Consider the following 15,771-nt stretch of genomic DNA (forward strand, 5'->3'; position numbering starts at 1 on the left):
GGGGGGGGCGCCCACCCCCCCCCCGGGCGCCCCGCCCCCCGGGGCGCCCCCCGGGGGGCGCCCCCGCCCCCCGCCCCCCCCCCCCCGACCGGGGAGCCTCCGCCCCCTTCGGGGCGGGGGCGGGGTAAGGACTCCTTACCCCACAACTTGCTCCGCCAGGAGCCTGATCACGGTCACGCTCCGGTCCCGCCGTGGTGCCGTCCAGGCCGGGCGCGGTCACCGGCTGGCCTCGGTGTCGCGCTGGCGGATCTCGCGGACGAGGTCCTCGACGAAGTCGAGGGCGACGACCGGGTGGTGGAGGGTCCAGGGGCGGGAGTGCCGGCCGCGCTGGACGCTGCGGGTGCCGTCAGAGCCGGTTTCGATGCGGTGGAGGTGGCCGCGCTGGTGCAGGACGGCGAGCCAGGAGTCCGCCTCGGCCCAGGTGACGGGGGTGGTGCGCATGCTGGGGTGCTCCCGTTCGGTGTTGGTTCGGGTGGGTGACCGGCCGGGGTGACCTCGTCGGTCACCCCGGCGGTCGGGTGAAGGTCAGTCCCGGTCTGCGGTGACCGGCTGACCGTGCTGGGCGCGGAGCTGGGCCATCAGCTGGGTCAGGGTGTCGCTGGACAGGGGAATCTGCTGACCCCGGATCGCCTGGGCAACCACCTTGCGGGTCAGCTTGTCCTCCTCCTTGACCGCTTGTCGGGCGATCTTCAGCAGGTCCTCGGTGTCCAGGTCAGTGCGGCGGTCACTGTCCCGGTCGCTGACCTGTAGGGCGGCGACCGAGGTCGTGACCGGCTGACCGGTGACCTCGGCGAGGCTGACCTGCTGTGCGGTGACCGGCCCGTTGTCCGCCGGTCGGCCAGTGTCCGACCGGGCAGTGTCCGGGTGACCAGCCAGGTCAGCGGGCTCGGTCAGGCTGACCGGGCTGACCGGGGTCACCATCGGCCGCTTCTCCGACGCGGTGACCGGACGGCTGACCGGCTGACCGGCACTGGGGTGACCGGCGCTGTCCTGACCGTCGGTCAGCGCGCCCGGTCGCTCGGCCCGGTCAACCTCGGCGGTGACCTGACCCTGGTCAGCGTCGGCCATTCGGTCACCGCAGCCCGCCGGGTCAGCGAGGTTGACCTGTCCGCGGGCGATGAGGATGTAGAGGTGGACGGCGCCAGCCAGGGCGAGCGGGGCGATGGTGGACAGCACCGCGACCACCGTGTCGCCCAGTCGCAGACCCGCTGCGCTGCTCTGCTCGTTCAGGCGCACGGCGTGCAGGGCGTTGGCCCACAGGCTCGCCCCGGTGGCCGCGCCGAACAGCGTCCAGACGTAGATCCGGGCGCGCAGCGGGGCGTCGCGCAGCACCAGCAGGGCGCGCACGCCGTAGGAGATGAACCCGTCGATCACGAGCGGGAACAGGTAGGTGAGGAAGCCTCGGACGTGGATGGCGACGGCCATCTGCTGGAGTGCGTCGTAGCTGAGCGCGCAGCCGGCGGCGCCGAGGGCGATGACGACGGCACGGTCCCAGCCGGTGACGTGCGCGGAGTTCGGGGTGGTTGCGGTGGCGGTGGTGCTCATGCGGCCGTCCCGAAGTCGTCGCGGTTCAGCTGGTCGGCGGTGTCGCCGGTCGTGGCGGCGCGGGCGGCTTCCTCGGCGATCTGCCGGTGGCGGATCGCGCGGCGGGTCTCGCGGTAGAGCTTGAGGGCGTGCTCCGGGGTGATCTTGAGGAGCCAGGCGAGGCGTTCGACCGTGACGCCGTGGCGGTATCCGGCGAGGACGACGGCGCGGCGCTCGGCCTTGGTGAGGTGGATGTCGCGTCCGGTGAGGGTGGCGTTGACGCGGCTGTAGTCGAGGCGGTTGGCCAGCATGGTGTGCAGGGGTTCACGTTCCTCCTCGGTGAGGCCGCCCCGGATGCCGTGGGTGTCGCCCGTCTCCAGGGCAGCGTCCAGGCAGGTGCGGGCGACGGGGCACTGGGCGCACAGGGCCTTGGCGGTGGCGATCTTGTCGGCTTCCTCCGGCCCGGGGAAGAAGGTCTCCGGGTCGACGGGGTTGTACTCGGTCGGGTTGCAGACAGCCCGGTCCTGCCAGGTGTGGTCACCGAGGCTGCGGTGGCGGACAGGACCGGTCGTGGTGATGGTCATGCGGGGTTGCTCCGATCGCTCTCCGCGCGCGGTCGGCGTCGGCGGAGAGGGGCGCTGGGTCGGTGAAGGTTGGACGGCTCGCCATCGGGCGGCCGGACGCGGTGGCGGTCAGGCGGCGCGCTGGAGGCGTCTGCGGTCGACCGGCTCGAAGCTGACTCGGGTGGTCATCTGGGCGAGCCGGGACGTGACGCGGTCACCGAGGCAGGTGCGGAGGTCCTTGATCGGCAGGTTGGTGGTGATCAGAGTCGGGAGCATGTGGTTGTAGCGGCGGTTGATCAGCCGGTAGGTCTGCTCCTCGACGAACTCGCTCGACTTGGCCGCCCCAAGATCGTCGAGGATCAACAGCGGCACCCGGCTGTAGGTGGCCAGGACCCGCTCGGCATCGGTGTCCGAGCTCGGCCGCAGTTCGGCGTAGAGGTCGGCGGCGGTGGTGGCGCGCCAGCGCACCCCGATGCCGGCCTGCACCAGGACGCGTACGGCGCCGTACGCCTCGTGGGTCTTGCCGGCGCCGACGACTCCCGCCATCAGCAGGCTGGGTCCGGTGGCGACCTGGCGGCGGGCGCCCAGGCTCGGGGCGGCGGCCTGGGCGGCGACCTGCCGGACCCAGGTGAGGACCTGCGGGTTCGTGGCGAGCGCGTCGCGGTAGCGCGGCGGCAGCCCAGCGGACAGCGCGGCCTCCGCCGAGTAGGGCTCCACCTCGTCGGGGAGGGCGTCGACCGTGTGCTGGTCGATGCCCCGAGCGGCTAGGATGCGGGCCGTCCGGTCGAGCACCGACGGGCCGTCGGCGAGGGTCTGCGGGTCGCGGTGGGTGCGCATCACAGCTCCTCGGCGTAGGCGGCGACGGCGTCGACCGGGTTGGTCCACGCCTGGTGAGCGGGCACGTTAGGCCGGAATCCAGGCCGCGCCAAACCGGCGCCCCGTGCGTTCATGGCGTCGTTGACCAGGCTCGGCAGCCGGGACGGGTGGCCCTGGATCTCGGCAAACCGCCGCAGCCCGGCCCGGACGTGTTCGGCGGCGACGCCTTCGTCCAGCAGGGTCTTGACGACCTTGCCGAGGTGGCCGAGCACGCTGCCCGGCGGACGCTCGGCGCAGGCGGCGACGTACTCGCCGATCAGCTGACCGGCCGAGACGGTGTCCGCGTCGGGCGCCTGGCGCCCCGTAGGGAAAGAGGATCCAGGATCCAAGATCCTAGATCCAGGCGTCGAAGGCTCCGCGAGGTTTCGGCGAACCTTCGGGGAGACTTCGCCGAAAGGCGCCTGACCTGCGGTTTTCCGGGGGACCGGAACCGGCTCGCGATCGGCGTCGATCGCCGGGTCCACCGCATCGGCGGCGTCAGGAGCCGTCTGCGCAGGAGGCGCCGGGAAGGGCTCGCGCGGCTGGTCGAGGGCTGCTGGAGTGTTCGCCGAGGTTTCGGCGAACACTCGGGGAGCGCTCGCGGCGTCCTCGGCTGCGATTCCCGGGGTGTCGGCGAGGGGAGCCCGCTGGATGCAGGGGCCCTTGCAGACGCCGCACCGCTCCGGCTCGCAGTGCGGGCACGCGGGCAGCCGCGACAGGCTCGGCTTGTCGATCTTCTGGTGCTTGCGCCAGGTCGGGTAGTGAAAGTACCGCCGCCCGTCGCACCCGGTGTAGCGGCAGATCGCGTCGGCGGCGGCGAGCTGTTGGAGGTGGTCCTCGACGTCCGCGCGGGTGATCTCGTCGCGCATCGGCCAGATCAGGCCGCAGACAATCGCCGCGTTGTCGCGGTGGCGGCCCTGGTCGTCGGCGTGGTTGGTCATACCGAGGAAGGTGAGCATCGCCGGGATGGACACCTCGGCGAGCGTCTCGGAGACCCAGGTCTCCGGCTTGACCGGTCGGATACGCGCCATGTCAGCGGCCCCGGACCGCGAGGGCGAGCCGCCCGGTGACGAGGTCGAGGGTGTGCGGGCGCGTCCAGTCCGCGTCCGCCCAGGTCCGCAGCACCCAGCGGGCGGCAGTCTTGGTGGTGTTCCGGCTCAGCGTGAGCTGCTCGCCGTGCGCGTCGAGCGCCACCGTGTAGGGGTGGGGCCACTGGCGGCTGGGGTCAGTGAGGCTGACGCGGATGGTGACCGCGCCGGGCATCATGTCCGCAAGCTGGGCTCCGAGCCGCAGCTGGCTCGGGCTGGGCGCAGCGTAATGCGTTTCCCTGGGCAGGGCAGGCATGCGATACTCCGTGGTTCGTAGGAGCGCGTGCGGCGGCCTCTCGTGCAAAAGAAGTCCCGCCGCCCGCGCGGTAGTGAATCGGCGCCTTTGCGGCGCTGGCCCGGCGTCCAGGAGTTGGTAGCTCCAGGACGCCGGTCTCATTTCTGGCCGTGGCCTACGGCATCCGCCGTCCCTTCCGGCCTGCCCGCCATAGCGGCGGGACCAGAACCATAGGGCGACCATGGGTCACACATCCACCCCTTAACTCGCAGGTCAGAGAAGGCTTTTCCACATGCAGATCTCTGAGGTGCACTCCCGGCCGGCCACCGGGCGACCGTCGCGGATCTCCCGCACCCGAGCAGCAGTAGCGCTCGGGCGCGGGATGGATCGATCCGACTCCGGTCAGACCGTCCCACCCACACCCGACAGAGCTCTATACCTTGCGCTATCGATTGGTGTGCGATACTCCGGTATCGAGAATCATGACGGGGCTGCCTGGCGACAGGCTGCGGCGCCGAACTCACCTGCATCTCCACTTGCGGGCGACAACGGACCCGTCGCGGAATCTCCAGGCCAGGTCCAGTCAGCCGGGCCCAGAGGCCCGGCGAGGGTTGATTGGGGCGAGGATGCGCTGCCTGCAGGTAAGACAAGCAACGCCCCGATAGCGCACAGTATGCTACATGCTTACAGCTATCAAGCTGATGGTCGGGTCGTTACCCAGAGTTGATAATCGCCAGCCGCCACCAGGAGTATCCGGATGCCCGCTCGCCGCTTCGACGGACAGGAACTCCGCCGCGCCCGAAGAGCCCGCGAACTCTCTCAGGAGGCCCTGGGACGTGCGGAAGGTGTGGGGGTCGAGCAGCCCACGGTCGCGAAGTGGGAGAGCGGGACCACGTTTCCCGAGCCGGAGCGGCTGCCGGCCATCGCACGAGCGCTCGGCGAGCCGCTGAACACGCTGTTCCCGCGCGACGGTGAGCCAGATCTAGCCGACTTGCGGTGCGATGCCGGCTACCCGCAGAAGCGGACCGGCGAGCTGATCGGCGCCAAGTCGCATATCCCGGTCAGCAACGCGGAGCGGGGGGTGCGGCGGCTCGCCGACGCCTACGTCCCGCGCCTCGCCAAGGCCTACGGCGTGACCAAGAAGCAGCTCCTGGCTGCGCAGGACCGATCGTTCGGCGTCATTTCTGCAGCCCCGGTCGGCGCGCCGCCGGCTCCGCGGACTCTCGCTGAGAAGCTCACGTACCTGCTGGAGGCGACCTTCCCAAGCGGCCAGCCGACCGATGCCGAGATCGCGGTGGCCGTCAACAGTCACGCCGGCGTTGACGTCATCTCCGCCAGCGCCGTGAAGGCGCTGCGTAAGGGTACGCCCCCGCCCTCCGAGGTACTTGCCGGGCTCGCGGCCGGCGTCGTCCTGGAGGGCTTGGCCGAGTTCTTCGGGGTCACCCCGCTCTACTTCCAGAGCGATGAGCAGCTGGAGCGCCAAGTCGTGGACGCCATCAGTCTGCTGGCCCTGCGCGGAAGCGCCGACGACTTCGCCCTGGCAGCCCGCGGCGGCCAGGGCGGCCTCGACCCGGCGATGCTCGCCAAGATCAGCGCGATCGTGGCGGAGGTACAGAAAAACGCGGGCCCCCGCCGCTGAGGCGAGGGCCCGCTTCGGTCAGTTCTTCACCAGAGCCAGGCTGTGGCGGTCGCGGCGCCGAGCGCGGCGCCCGCCACGGTCTGCGCAACAGTGTGGTAGTTCAGCGCCACCCGCGACCAGCAAACGGCGACGACCAGCGGGTACGCGGCGATCCACCAGGGTGAGTGGACCACGGCCAACATGGTGACCACCGCGCTGGCGACCGCGCTGTCCACGGAGATCTTCCAGGCCGTGTTGACGGCGAGCAGGCCCACGGTCATCGCCCACAAGGCGATCATGGCGACGAGGATGTCGTGCGGAGCATGGCCGAGGACCATCACGAGGGAGCCGACGCCGATCGAGCCGAGGATGACGCCAAAGATGGGCGCTCTCTTGGTGCGGTCGACCACGTGCCGGTCGCCCCAGGTCCCCCGCTTACGCTCCCACTCGATGTAGGTCGCCGGGATGATGCCGGCGCACAGTGCCGCCAGCAGGCCCCAGCCGATGCCAGTCCAGTTGCCAGCGGCAGCAGCACCCAGACCCGTCAGCCCTGCCAGCAGGACGTTGCGCGGCTGCAGGACGTCGGTGACGGTTCGGGCAACGGTGGCGCTCACAGGGCCAACTCCTCTATGGCCATGGCGTGTTCTTCCGCCTCGGCGGTCACAAGCAGCTCCCGGATCTGGAGTTCGGTCGCCGTGGCGTACGCCTCCTCAACGCGCAGCAGCCAGGACACCTCCGCGTTCGGGTCCGCGATCGGCTTGCTGGGCAGCGCGGGCGCCGGCGAGTCACTGCGTCGGCCTTCTCGGGCGTTCAGCAGCGCTGCCTTGATCCACATCGCCTCGGCTGCCGCTTGCGGATCGGTGCTCCCGTCCGCGGCCTCTTCGATCACGGGGAGCAGGACGGGCGAAGCGTGGTGGCGCAGTAGCTCGACCACGTCCGCGATGTCCTGGGTCCACCGGTCCAGCCGCACGTCCATCGGCGGGTCGACGCGAAGGACCTCGCGCCAGCGGCTCGCCGGGCGCTGGAACGGGATGTCGGGGAATGCGCTGACCAGGTCGTGCCACAGCGGGTAGAGGCGCCACAGGGCTCGCCAGGACCTCCACCGCGACGCGGCGGCGTTGGTGGTCGGGATGCTCACCCCAGCAGCGAAGATCAGGAAGAGCAGGATCTGCATGTACTCGGTGTAGACGCCGAGCTTGTGGTCGAAGCCAGGGTCGAGCGGCTCGACGATGGTGACCCACATGAACGTTGTCCGGATCAGGACATACGCTACGCCGATGGCCATGGAGAGGGCCATCAGGCCCAACCCCGTACGCAACAGGCGAGTCTCGGCTCGACGCATGGCACTGGACCATTGGTAGCAGGTGACGGCAGATGAGGCACCCAAATAGACGTAGAAGATCGTCTCGTACAGGGTCGCGCCCCACTGCCCCGCATGGTCGGGGACGAAGTCCACGCTCGGCCGTCCGCGATTGACCACGGTGAAGAAGAGCACGGTCATCAGCGCCAGCTGCCCGATCGCGGCCTTCCAGGCGACACGTTCGATCCAGCGCGCCACGGCGACATGACGGGGGATCACTTCCTGGTCGGTCTTGCCGTAGCTCGCGACGACGTACGTGAGGATCGCCAGGATCGCTCCCGTGGACACGTAGTGCTTGAGCAGGACCGACAGGTCGACGATCGGCTGGTGGTTCATCAAACGGATTACGCCGGGGCTCTTGAGCCAGAGCGCCGCAGCGAACCCCATGTAGCAGCCCCAGAGAGCGCGCCGGTGCGCGTCCCCGTACAGGACGGCCGGCAGCCGCCACACCGCGACAACGGTCATCGTGGTCGCGGCGGCATAAGCCGAGAAAGCTAGCACGGACGATCTTCCTTCTTACTTTCGGCCGCGTCGGGGCGCGGCCACGGGGTGGGACAGGGTGGACTCCAGGAGGCTGACCATGTCGCCCCCGGACCCGGCGGGGAACTGACGCCGAACGATGCGCTTGATCAACGACGCGCTCAGCTCCGCCTCGCGCTCCTCGCGGGTGTCGTAGCGTGCACGGGCCTGGACGACAGCGCCGTGACCCATCCGCTCGACCAGGCCTTGGCGCAGGTGCTCGGGCAACAGCAGCCTCAGCGCGTCCTCGTCGAGGCTGGTGCCGTGGTCGAACCACTCGTGCACCAGCTCGTGGAGCCGAACGTGGTCGGTCTGGTTCTGCGTCGGCCTCGGGCGGTAGAAGATCAGGGAGAGCCCGTCCGCCCGCATCCGCAGGCCGCAAGCCGTGCGCAGGTCACTGCCGCGGTCGTCGAGCGGGACCAGCTTGATGGTGCGCCCGCTCACCTCCTCCATGGCGGCCACGAGACCCTCGATCGTGAACGGCTCCGGCAGCGGCAAGTCCGCCAGCTTTCTTTCGCACTCGCGGCGAAGCCGGCGCATCGTCGTCAGCATGCCGGCCAGCTCCCCAGCAATCGCAACACTTGTTGGGCGCAAAAGACCGTGCCATATCTGGTGCCCGCCGGCGGCGGGTTCGACGATTGGCCGTCCGGCGGTTGAGGCGCCGATTGTTGGAGAATAGACACCGAGTCCTCATGGGGGTTGGTCGGTCAGGCCGGCGGGTCCTGCGGGCCGCCGGGGAACGCTTGGGACGCAGCAAAGTCATGGTTGCTGCACGTGGACACGGCACGGGACGTCGACTGACACGGTGCCAGCGAGCGCTGCTACTACTCGCTCAGTGATCACCGTGTCGTTGCAGGGCGAAGGTGCTCGTCCCGGCGCGCAGGTTGTCGAGTCGGTCCTGGGCGTCCCCTCGCGCGCCCAGGACCGATGACGGCCTACGGCAGGGTCAGTGGCCCATTCCGGCGCCGCCGTCGACGGGAATGACCGCACCCGTCAGGTATCCGGCGGCGTCGCTTGCGGCGAACGCGACCACGGCTGCGATCTCCTCGGGGCGGGCCATGCGCCCGAGCGGAACGCGCTGGATGAGCGTCTCGCGCTGTTCCGGGGTCAGGGCCGCGGTCATGTCCGTTTCCGTCAGGCCCGGGGAAACGACGTTGCTGGTGATGCCGCGCGGGCCGAGTTCGCGGGCCAGGGACCGGGCGAACCCGATCAGGCCGGCCTTGGACGCGGCGTAGTTCGCCTGCCCGGCCTCACCCGTCATGGCGACGGCGCTGGAGATGAAGACCAGTCGGCCGTACTTGCCGCGGAGCATCCCTCGCGAGGCCCGCTTTGCCGCCCGGTAGGCACCCACGAGGTTCGTCTGCAGCGTCGCGTCGAAGTCCTCTTCGGCCATCCGCAACAGCAGGGTGTCCCGGGTGATCCCGGCGTTGACGACAAGGATCTCCACCGGTCCATGCTGGTCCTCAACCTCTGCAAAGGCCCGGTCAACCGACTCTGGTGAGGTCACATCGCACTGGACTGCCAGGAGCCCCTCCACCGCCTGCCCACTGCGGGACGTGACCGCCACACGGTGTCCGTCCGCAGCGAGCTTCCGGGCGGCGGCCAGGCCGATGCCGCGGCTTCCACCTACCACCAGAGCAGAACGGGACATGGGGGAACTCCTTATCTGTGGCGCAGAACGCCGAACTCGTCTTACAGCCCCCCGACGCGATCACGATGCCAGGGCGGGACGGGAACTCGCACTTCCAGAACTGCGACTTCCGGAAGTGGCAGTTCCGGAAGTCGGAGTTCCGAACTGCACGCATTGAGTACAGAGAGTAAGAATGATCAAGAATTTGGATCACTGGAAGGTTTGAGGTCAGCCCCACGCGAACGGTGGGCACTTGACACGCCATAAGGCGATCCAGGCAACTGGTCTACGCCTCCTAACTCATCATCATTCCGAGAAATCGCTACTGCGATAGGATGCAAGCCCGCCATGACGCCTCGGATGTGGCCTTTCCCACATGGACCTTGATCCACAACCGACGGCGCCCTGGAGCAGTTCGCCGGCTGACATAGAATCGACCCCATGGGAACCGACTACGAGCGTCTCGCCGCTCGCGACGAAGAGCTCGCCAGCATGGTGCAGCGGTGGCGCCGAAGGATGGATCCCAATGCCATTCCCGGCCTACATCGAGGCCCTTCCCGCCGCAAGCGAGAGCTTTCTAAAAGCGAAGTGGCTGGGCTGACTGGGGTCAGCGTCAAGTGGTACGGAAAGCTGGAGAATGGGGAAGTGGCCCAGTTCTCCGATCAATTCCTTGACCGCCTCGCATACGCTCTCCGCCTAAGCGACGCGGAACGGATCGGCCTGTACCACAAGGCGACTGGTCGGGCTCCAGCCCCGAGGGGACCGGAGCCCGACGCGATGGCCGCCATGGACGCCGACATGCAGCGCCTCCTCGACAAAGTACTGCCGGACCCTGCCTACATCTCGGATCTGGCGTGGAATGTCGTTGCGCACAACAACCCGTCCCGTGAGATGTACCCCTGGGTTTACCAGCCGAACATCATGAGATGGGCTTTCCTGTTCCCCGAGGCACGCGAGCAGCTTGTCAATTGGAAGGAATCCTGGGCCCACCCCTTCCTCGCCCAGATCCGGACGGCCGCCGCCCAGTATCCCGAAAACGATCAGCTGAAGTCTCTCGTCAAGGATATTCTGGAGGGCTGCCCGGAGGCCCAGGAACTGTGGGACCGGCATGACTTCTATGAGCACCCCGACGGCGATATCCGCAAAATGCGCATTCCCCACGGCGGAGCCAAGGAAGTTCCCGTGCGCATCATGGCCCTGGCTCCACTGAGGAATAAGCAACTGCGGTTCATCGTGGCTTTCCACGGCGTCTGATCAGCCCATACAGGCCCTGCCCACCCCGCGGCTGGTAAGGAGGCCGGTGTGCCAGCCGAAGCCGCAGGGGACATCCAGGATCTTCGCGCCGGGGGCATGAACGCCTTGGCACACAGGGCTTCGAGCTCGACCTCGGTGCTGTCGTACCCTGCCGAGGGCTCGGAAGGTCCGGGCCACCCCACCGCTGAGGAAATCCGCGCCGTCAGCAGGCATGGACTGCTGCCCGCCCCGGCTCCTCAGCCCGATCTGTCAGAACGGCGAAAGTCGAGTGATGCCGGTCACGCGAAAGATTCGTCACTCCGGCCAGTGCTCTCTCCGGATACGTCTCGCCAGGCAATGAGCCTCATGACCGGCGCCCGCCGGCACTGCTCCTTGCCCTTCCCCCGCCAACGTGACCGCTCGGTGGGCGAACTCGGCGAGCGCCAGTAGCGTGGCCCAGATGAGGACTGGTACCCCGGCGACCCGCCTGATCGTGCTACGCGGCAACTCGGCTTCGGGGAAGTCGGCCACAGCCGCCGAGCTCCGCCGACGCTTCGGCCACGGCCTTGCCCTGGTCGGCCAGGACAACCTCCGCAGGGTCATCCTGCGCGAACGCGACCACCCTGGCGCTGCGAACATCGGCCTGATCGACACTGTCACTCGCTACACCCTCGACGCCGGCTACCACGTCGTCCTCGAAGGCATCCTCTATGTCGACCACTACGGCGACATGCTGCAGCAACTGCGCAAGGACCACCGCGGCCCGACCCACTGCTACTACCTGGACGTCCCCTTCGAGGAAACGCTCGCCCGGCACGCGACCAAGGCCGAGGCGGCCCAGTACGGCGAGCACGAGATGCACGGCTGGTACAGGCCGCTCGATCTCCTTCCCAACGTGGATGAAACCGTCATTGGCCCCGACAGCACCCTCACCCAAACTGTCGACCGCATCATGCTCGACACCGGCCTGGCCATCGAGGACACCGTCAGTCTCACCGGCTGGCCCGACCAACCAACCCCCGCCCCGCCACCCAGGTCGGCACCCGGCACACAGGAACTCGTCGAACTGACCGGCGGACGCATGACTCCGGGCGTCGTCCGTGACGGCGACACCGTCCGACGCCCCGCCACCCCCGCATCGCCATTCGTCGCGTCCCTCCTCAGGCTGCTGGAAGCCCGCGGCTTCGACGGCGCGCCCCGCTACCTCCGCCGCGAGGGCACCACGGATGTCCTCACCTACATGCCTGGCGATGTCCCGGCACGCTTCCGCACCTGGTCGAACGAACAAGTCGCCGCCGCCGGCGCCCTCCTGCGCGCGCTGCACGACGCGACCAGGGGCAGTACGCTCGCTGGCCGGCACCCCGTGGTGTGCCACCACGACCCAGGCCCGAACAATATGACCTTCCTCAATGGGATGCCGACCGCGTTCATCGACTTCGATACTGCGGCCCCCGGATCGGCGCTCGAGGACATCGGATACATGGCCTGGACCTGGTGCATCGCGGCGAAGCCGACCGCGCCAACCGTCCAGAAGCAAGCGGCCCAGGTTCGGCTCCTCGCGGACGCCTACCGCCTCGAAGCCGCCGGACGGGCGGCGCTGGTCGACGCCATCCTGGAGCGGCAGATCCGCAACGCCCGCTTCTGGGCCGAGCAACCGCCCGCCGACCGCACCGGGGCCAGCGCATCCACCATCGCCTCCCGGATCCAGTGGAGCCGACTTGCGCATGCTTTCGTCCACACCCATCGCCAGACGTTCGATCAAGCATTGAATGCGCCAGCCTGAGCGCCGACGAGCGCGGTCGCTGCCTCTTTGCCTGGATGGATCAATCCGCCGGTGAGAAAGCCCTTATCGCCTGCGGACCAGGCATATCTCCGGGCGGGAAGGTCAGGCCCGGCCACTCGGGGCGAGGGTGCCAACGATGACGCAGAAGATCAGGGCGTAGGTGAACCGTCCCTTGCGAACGGCCTCGTCGAAACTGGGCCGTGAACTGCTCCGCGTCAACGCGGGTGATATGCCCTTGCTCAGCCGCAGCAGTCGCCCAGGTCCGCAGCCCCGGCAACTGTCGGCCTCACGGGGGCTCGTACGACGAGCATGCGGGGCCTCGGTGGTGACGTCGAGGACGCCACGGCGCGTAAGAAGGCCGGCGTGGTGGTGAGCAAGGCTGCCGTTGCGGAGCTGGACGTCGGCCCGGAAGCGAGGGACAAGGCGAGTCAACGCCCTGGTCGGCGACGTCGAGGACCGGATGCTTGCCGCCTTGGGGCGAGCCTCACACTACGCCAGACGCATGGCAGTGACGACTACTGCCGTCTCCGCGAAGAAGAACCGCGCGCCCGCAGCCGCTTCCTGCACCGCCGCGTGCCATGCCTCGACCTCCTCGATGTCTACAAGGCCCTTCCCCCGAGAGGCTGTGTGGGTCAACGCTTGCCTCATGTTCTCGATGCGCCGAGCTGCTTGGCCGACCAGCTCAGTTGAGGACGTGACCCAGGTGGCAACCCGCTCCGAGACCAACGGCGATGCCTGGACCAGTCCGGGGAGCTTCCGGCCAATTCGTCCATCCGCGTGATCCATCCACTGCTGTTGATCATCGGTGAAGGCATGGCAGATTCGTCTGTCCAGGTCGCGGTGCGCGCCCGCAATCACGATCGAGTCGAAGTCCACGTGCGCCACGACCGCGCGGCCTCCGGGTTTGAGTAGCCGCCAGGTCTCCGCGAGGAACGCAGATGCGTCCGGAAGGCACTCGAGCACGTTGTACGAGACAACCGCATCAGCACAGCCATCTGGCAGGGGAACGGGCTGTCGGAGGTCCGTCACCAGAACTTCGCTACCGCCGGCGTGATCAGCAAGCAGCTCCCGGGCTGCTTCGACACTTGCGGCAGAGCGATCGACGCCGGTCAGATGCACTATCGGGAACCGGCGAGCGAAGGCCGCCAGCGTGGGTCCCCTTCCACAGCCGAGATCGATCACTCGCCCGCTTGGCGGTGGTTTCGCCGAGTCGACTAGGTGATGGTGAATCAGCTCATCCTCTTCGGACATCCCGGCTTCTCCATCGATGCTGCGACCAGCGGACAACTGACCATCCTGCGCAAGAAGAACGGTGACCGGCTGCGTGAAGCCGGAAGCACGGATTTCTCACCGCCAGCCAGTAGCGCCACCGATGTTCTGGGTGAGCTGAGGGCGGTACCGGCCATGACATCTCGGGCAGTTCTGACCTGTGGTGATTCATAAGCTACACATCCTTGACGGACAATCATCGACGCTTGCTGCGGCCCGTCCGGATGATTTCGCATGGGCGAGCCCGACAGCTGGTAGGGCAGTCGGGCTCTGCAGCAACAAGAGGGCGATCGCCGGATCTACTCCTCGTCAGATCTGCGGCTGGGATTGGACGCGTCTCCTCGGCTCGGCTAGATTTTTGAAATGGCTAACCTGGAAGAGCTGCTGGGTCAGCGGCTCAAGTCGGCGTTCGAGGCAGTGGCGGGAACTTCCGTGGACCCCCTCCTCCGACGATCCCAGCACGCGCACTTCCAGTCCGACGCCGCCCTGCCCCTCGTCCGCAAGATCGGCGGCAACCCGCGCGAGATCGCCGCGCAGGTGGTAGTAAAGGCCAAGCTCGACGACCTGTGCTCGTCCGTAGAGATCTCCGGACCGGGTTTCATCAACCTGACCATCTCCGACGAGGTCCTCGGCCAGTTGCTGGCCGATACGCTCGATGACGCCCGTCTGGGCGTTTTGCAGGTCGAGGCCCCCGAGACGATCACTATCGACTACTCGGCCCCGAACGCCGCCAAGGAGATGCACGTCGGCCACCTCCGGTCGACGATCATCGGCGACACCGCCGTACGCCTGCTCGAATGGCAGGGGCACACGGTGATCCGCCAGAACCACATCGGAGAGTGGGGCACGCCGTTCGGCATGCTCGTCGAACACCTCCTCGACATCGGCGAGTCCGAGGCCGCCCACGAGCTGTCCGTAGGTGACCTCAACGGCTTCTACCGGGCCGCTCGCACGAAGTTCGACGCCGACGAGACCTTCAAGGACCGGGCCCGCAAGCGCGTGGTTCTGCTGCAGAGCGGGGACGAGACCACGCTGCGCCTGTGGCGCACCCTGGTCGACGAGTCGAAGAAGTACTTCCTCACCGTCTACAGCACGTTGGGCGTGCGCCTGAACGAGGACGACTTCTTCGGGGAGAGCTACTACAACGACCAACTCCAGTCGATTCTGGACGAGTTGGACGAGCTCGGGCTGCTCCGTGACAGTGAAGGCGCCAGGTGCGTCTTCCCCGGCGACTATCTCAACCGCAACGGCGACCCGCTGCCGATCATCGTCCAGAAGGGCGACGGCGGGTTCGGCTACGGCGCCACGGACCTCGCCACCATCCGGCACCGCCTGAGGAACCTGCACGCCACCCGGCTGCTCTACGTCGTTGGCCTGCCCCAGCACCAGCACCTCGAGATGGTCTATGAGACCGCCCGCGAGGCCGGCTGGCTCGCCCCGCCGGCCCGTGCCGAGCACATCGGCCACGGCTCAATCCTCGGCAGTGACGGCAAGATGCTGCGCACCCGCGCCGGCATCTCCGTCAAGCTCGTCGACCTCCTGGAGGAGGCGATCATCCGGGCCTCTGCCGTCATCGCGGAGAAGAACCCGGATCTGGACGAGGAGACCCGTGCCGCCGTTGCGCGGGCTGTGGGAATCGGCGCGGTCAAGTACTCCGATCTGTCGACCGACCGCCTCAAGGACTACGTCTTCGACTATGACCGGATGCTCTCGTTCGAGGGCAACACCGCCCCCTACCTCCAATACGCACGGGCCCGGATCTGCTCGATCTTCCGACGCGCCGGGATCGAGCCCGACCGCACCCTCGACACACTGGTCATCGCGGAGCCGGCCGAGCGTGCCCTGGCACTGGAGCTACTCGGCTTCGGCACCCTGATCTCCGAGGTCGCAGAGAACCTGGAGTTCCACCGGCTCGCGCACTACCTCTACGGGCTGGCCAGCACCTTCACGTCGTTCTACGAGAAGTGCCATGTACTCCGTGCCGAGGGCGACATCCGGCAGAGCCGATTGGCGCTGTGCGACCTCACCGCGCGGACCTTGGCGCTCGGCCTGGAACTGCTCGGGATCGACGCGCCCAACCAGATGTGACGCGGT

Annotated in this window: 15 protein-coding genes and 1 pseudogene; 5 read left to right on the top strand and 11 right to left on the bottom strand. The window is 68.2% G+C overall.

The window, feature by feature from the left end; all coding sequences use genetic code 11:
• Window positions 1-216: 216 nt before the first annotated feature.
• From ACIRYZ_RS14870 to ACIRYZ_RS14895, 6 genes are all read right to left on the bottom strand, one after another.
• Window positions 217-441, bottom strand: coding sequence for a hypothetical protein (locus tag ACIRYZ_RS14870; RefSeq protein WP_402943778.1), 225 nt, complete (start codon window positions 439-441; stop codon window positions 217-219).
• Window positions 442-525: 84 nt separating this feature from the next.
• The gene (locus tag ACIRYZ_RS14875; protein WP_402943781.1) at window positions 526-1,545 is read right to left on the bottom strand and encodes a DUF2637 domain-containing protein; all 1,020 of its coding nucleotides are present in this window, start codon (window positions 1,543-1,545) and stop codon (window positions 526-528) included.
• Window positions 1,542-2,108, bottom strand: a complete 567-nt coding sequence (locus ACIRYZ_RS14880; RefSeq protein WP_402943784.1) for a WhiB family transcriptional regulator — start codon at window positions 2,106-2,108, stop codon at window positions 1,542-1,544. Before ACIRYZ_RS14880 ends, ACIRYZ_RS14875 begins: the two co-directional genes overlap by 4 nt.
• Window positions 2,109-2,216: 108 nt before the next feature.
• The gene (locus ACIRYZ_RS14885; protein ID WP_402943785.1) at window positions 2,217-2,924 is read right to left on the bottom strand and encodes an ATP-binding protein; all 708 of its coding nucleotides are present in this window, start codon (window positions 2,922-2,924) and stop codon (window positions 2,217-2,219) included.
• The gene (locus ACIRYZ_RS14890; protein WP_402943788.1) at window positions 2,924-3,973 is read right to left on the bottom strand and encodes a hypothetical protein; all 1,050 of its coding nucleotides are present in this window, start codon (window positions 3,971-3,973) and stop codon (window positions 2,924-2,926) included. The genes ACIRYZ_RS14885 and ACIRYZ_RS14890 overlap by 1 nt, the downstream gene beginning before the upstream one ends.
• Before the next feature lies 1 nt (window position 3,974).
• The gene (locus ACIRYZ_RS14895; protein ID WP_402943791.1) at window positions 3,975-4,286 is read right to left on the bottom strand and encodes a transcriptional regulator; all 312 of its coding nucleotides are present in this window, start codon (window positions 4,284-4,286) and stop codon (window positions 3,975-3,977) included.
• 736 nt (window positions 4,287-5,022) lie between these two features.
• Here ACIRYZ_RS14895 and ACIRYZ_RS14900 point away from each other — a divergent pair.
• On the top strand, window positions 5,023-5,904 hold the full coding sequence (locus ACIRYZ_RS14900; RefSeq protein WP_402943793.1) for a helix-turn-helix domain-containing protein: 882 nt from the start codon (window positions 5,023-5,025) through the stop codon (window positions 5,902-5,904).
• 26 nt (window positions 5,905-5,930) lie between these two features.
• On the opposite strand, the gene ACIRYZ_RS14905 is transcribed toward ACIRYZ_RS14900, so the two are convergent.
• The 4 genes from ACIRYZ_RS14905 to fabG all read right to left on the bottom strand — a co-directional run bounded on the left by ACIRYZ_RS14905 (window position 5,931) and on the right by fabG (window position 9,413).
• Complete coding sequence (locus tag ACIRYZ_RS14905; protein ID WP_402943795.1) at window positions 5,931-6,497, bottom strand: hypothetical protein; 567 nt, start codon at window positions 6,495-6,497, stop codon at window positions 5,931-5,933.
• Complete coding sequence (locus ACIRYZ_RS14910; RefSeq protein ID WP_402943798.1) at window positions 6,494-7,744, bottom strand: MAB_1171c family putative transporter; 1,251 nt, start codon at window positions 7,742-7,744, stop codon at window positions 6,494-6,496. Before ACIRYZ_RS14910 ends, ACIRYZ_RS14905 begins: the two co-directional genes overlap by 4 nt.
• Window positions 7,745-7,759: 15 nt before the next feature.
• The gene (locus tag ACIRYZ_RS14915) at window positions 7,760-8,314 is read right to left on the bottom strand and encodes a hypothetical protein (protein WP_402943801.1); all 555 of its coding nucleotides are present in this window, start codon (window positions 8,312-8,314) and stop codon (window positions 7,760-7,762) included.
• Between the two features lie 394 nt (window positions 8,315-8,708).
• The gene (gene fabG, locus ACIRYZ_RS14920) at window positions 8,709-9,413 is read right to left on the bottom strand and encodes a 3-oxoacyl-ACP reductase FabG (RefSeq protein WP_402943804.1); all 705 of its coding nucleotides are present in this window, start codon (window positions 9,411-9,413) and stop codon (window positions 8,709-8,711) included.
• A 420-nt stretch (window positions 9,414-9,833) separates the two neighbouring features.
• On the opposite strand from fabG, the gene ACIRYZ_RS14925 reads away from it, so the two are divergent.
• From ACIRYZ_RS14925 to ACIRYZ_RS14935, 3 genes and pseudogenes are all read left to right on the top strand, one after another.
• Window positions 9,834-10,646, top strand: coding sequence for a helix-turn-helix transcriptional regulator (locus ACIRYZ_RS14925; RefSeq protein ID WP_402943806.1), 813 nt, complete (start codon window positions 9,834-9,836; stop codon window positions 10,644-10,646).
• A 439-nt stretch (window positions 10,647-11,085) separates the two neighbouring features.
• Window positions 11,086-11,598 (top strand): annotated as a pseudogene (locus ACIRYZ_RS14930) (AAA family ATPase); the annotation flags it as partial.
• Window positions 11,599-11,865: 267 nt separating this feature from the next.
• The gene (locus tag ACIRYZ_RS14935) at window positions 11,866-12,408 is read left to right on the top strand and encodes a phosphotransferase (RefSeq protein ID WP_402944049.1); all 543 of its coding nucleotides are present in this window, start codon (window positions 11,866-11,868) and stop codon (window positions 12,406-12,408) included.
• A 489-nt stretch (window positions 12,409-12,897) separates the two neighbouring features.
• Here ACIRYZ_RS14935 and ACIRYZ_RS14940 read toward each other — a convergent pair whose 3' ends face one another.
• Window positions 12,898-13,659 carry a methyltransferase domain-containing protein gene (locus tag ACIRYZ_RS14940; RefSeq protein ID WP_402943808.1) on the bottom strand — a complete coding sequence of 254 codons (762 nt, stop codon included), beginning with the start codon at window positions 13,657-13,659 and terminating at the stop codon, window positions 12,898-12,900.
• A 381-nt stretch (window positions 13,660-14,040) separates the two neighbouring features.
• Here ACIRYZ_RS14940 and argS point away from each other — a divergent pair, with 381 nt between their 5' ends.
• Window positions 14,041-15,765: an arginine--tRNA ligase gene (gene argS, locus ACIRYZ_RS14945; protein ID WP_402943810.1), complete on the top strand. Its 1,725-nt coding sequence runs from the start codon at window positions 14,041-14,043 to the stop codon at window positions 15,763-15,765.
• The last annotated feature ends 6 nt before the right edge of the window (window positions 15,766-15,771 follow it).

The sequence above is a fragment of the Kitasatospora sp. NPDC101155 genome, from assembly GCF_044768305.1.
Classification (GTDB): Bacteria; Actinomycetota; Actinomycetes; order Streptomycetales; family Streptomycetaceae; genus Kitasatospora.

Excerpts from the sequence above, each read along its gene's own strand:
- ACIRYZ_RS14915 (WP_402943801.1), bottom strand. The coding sequence starts at position 8,314 with ATGCTGACGACGATGCGCCGGCTTCGCCGCGAGTGCGAAAGAAAGCTG.
- ACIRYZ_RS14875 (WP_402943781.1), bottom strand. The coding sequence starts at position 1,545 with ATGAGCACCACCGCCACCGCAACCACCCCGAACTCCGCGCACGTCACC.
- ACIRYZ_RS14870 (WP_402943778.1), bottom strand. The coding sequence starts at position 441 with ATGCGCACCACCCCCGTCACCTGGGCCGAGGCGGACTCCTGGCTCGCC.
- fabG (WP_402943804.1), bottom strand. The coding sequence starts at position 9,413 with ATGTCCCGTTCTGCTCTGGTGGTAGGTGGAAGCCGCGGCATCGGCCTG.
- ACIRYZ_RS14935 (WP_402944049.1), top strand. The coding sequence starts at position 11,866 with ATGCCTGGCGATGTCCCGGCACGCTTCCGCACCTGGTCGAACGAACAA.
- ACIRYZ_RS14885 (WP_402943785.1), bottom strand. The coding sequence starts at position 2,924 with ATGCGCACCCACCGCGACCCGCAGACCCTCGCCGACGGCCCGTCGGTG.
- ACIRYZ_RS14900 (WP_402943793.1), top strand. The coding sequence starts at position 5,023 with ATGCCCGCTCGCCGCTTCGACGGACAGGAACTCCGCCGCGCCCGAAGA.
- ACIRYZ_RS14925 (WP_402943806.1), top strand. The coding sequence starts at position 9,834 with ATGGGAACCGACTACGAGCGTCTCGCCGCTCGCGACGAAGAGCTCGCC.
- ACIRYZ_RS14880 (WP_402943784.1), bottom strand. The coding sequence starts at position 2,108 with ATGACCATCACCACGACCGGTCCTGTCCGCCACCGCAGCCTCGGTGAC.
- ACIRYZ_RS14940 (WP_402943808.1), bottom strand. The coding sequence starts at position 13,659 with ATGTCCGAAGAGGATGAGCTGATTCACCATCACCTAGTCGACTCGGCG.
- ACIRYZ_RS14890 (WP_402943788.1), bottom strand. The coding sequence starts at position 3,973 with ATGGCGCGTATCCGACCGGTCAAGCCGGAGACCTGGGTCTCCGAGACG.
- ACIRYZ_RS14895 (WP_402943791.1), bottom strand. The coding sequence starts at position 4,286 with ATGCCTGCCCTGCCCAGGGAAACGCATTACGCTGCGCCCAGCCCGAGC.
- argS (WP_402943810.1), top strand. The coding sequence starts at position 14,041 with ATGGCTAACCTGGAAGAGCTGCTGGGTCAGCGGCTCAAGTCGGCGTTC.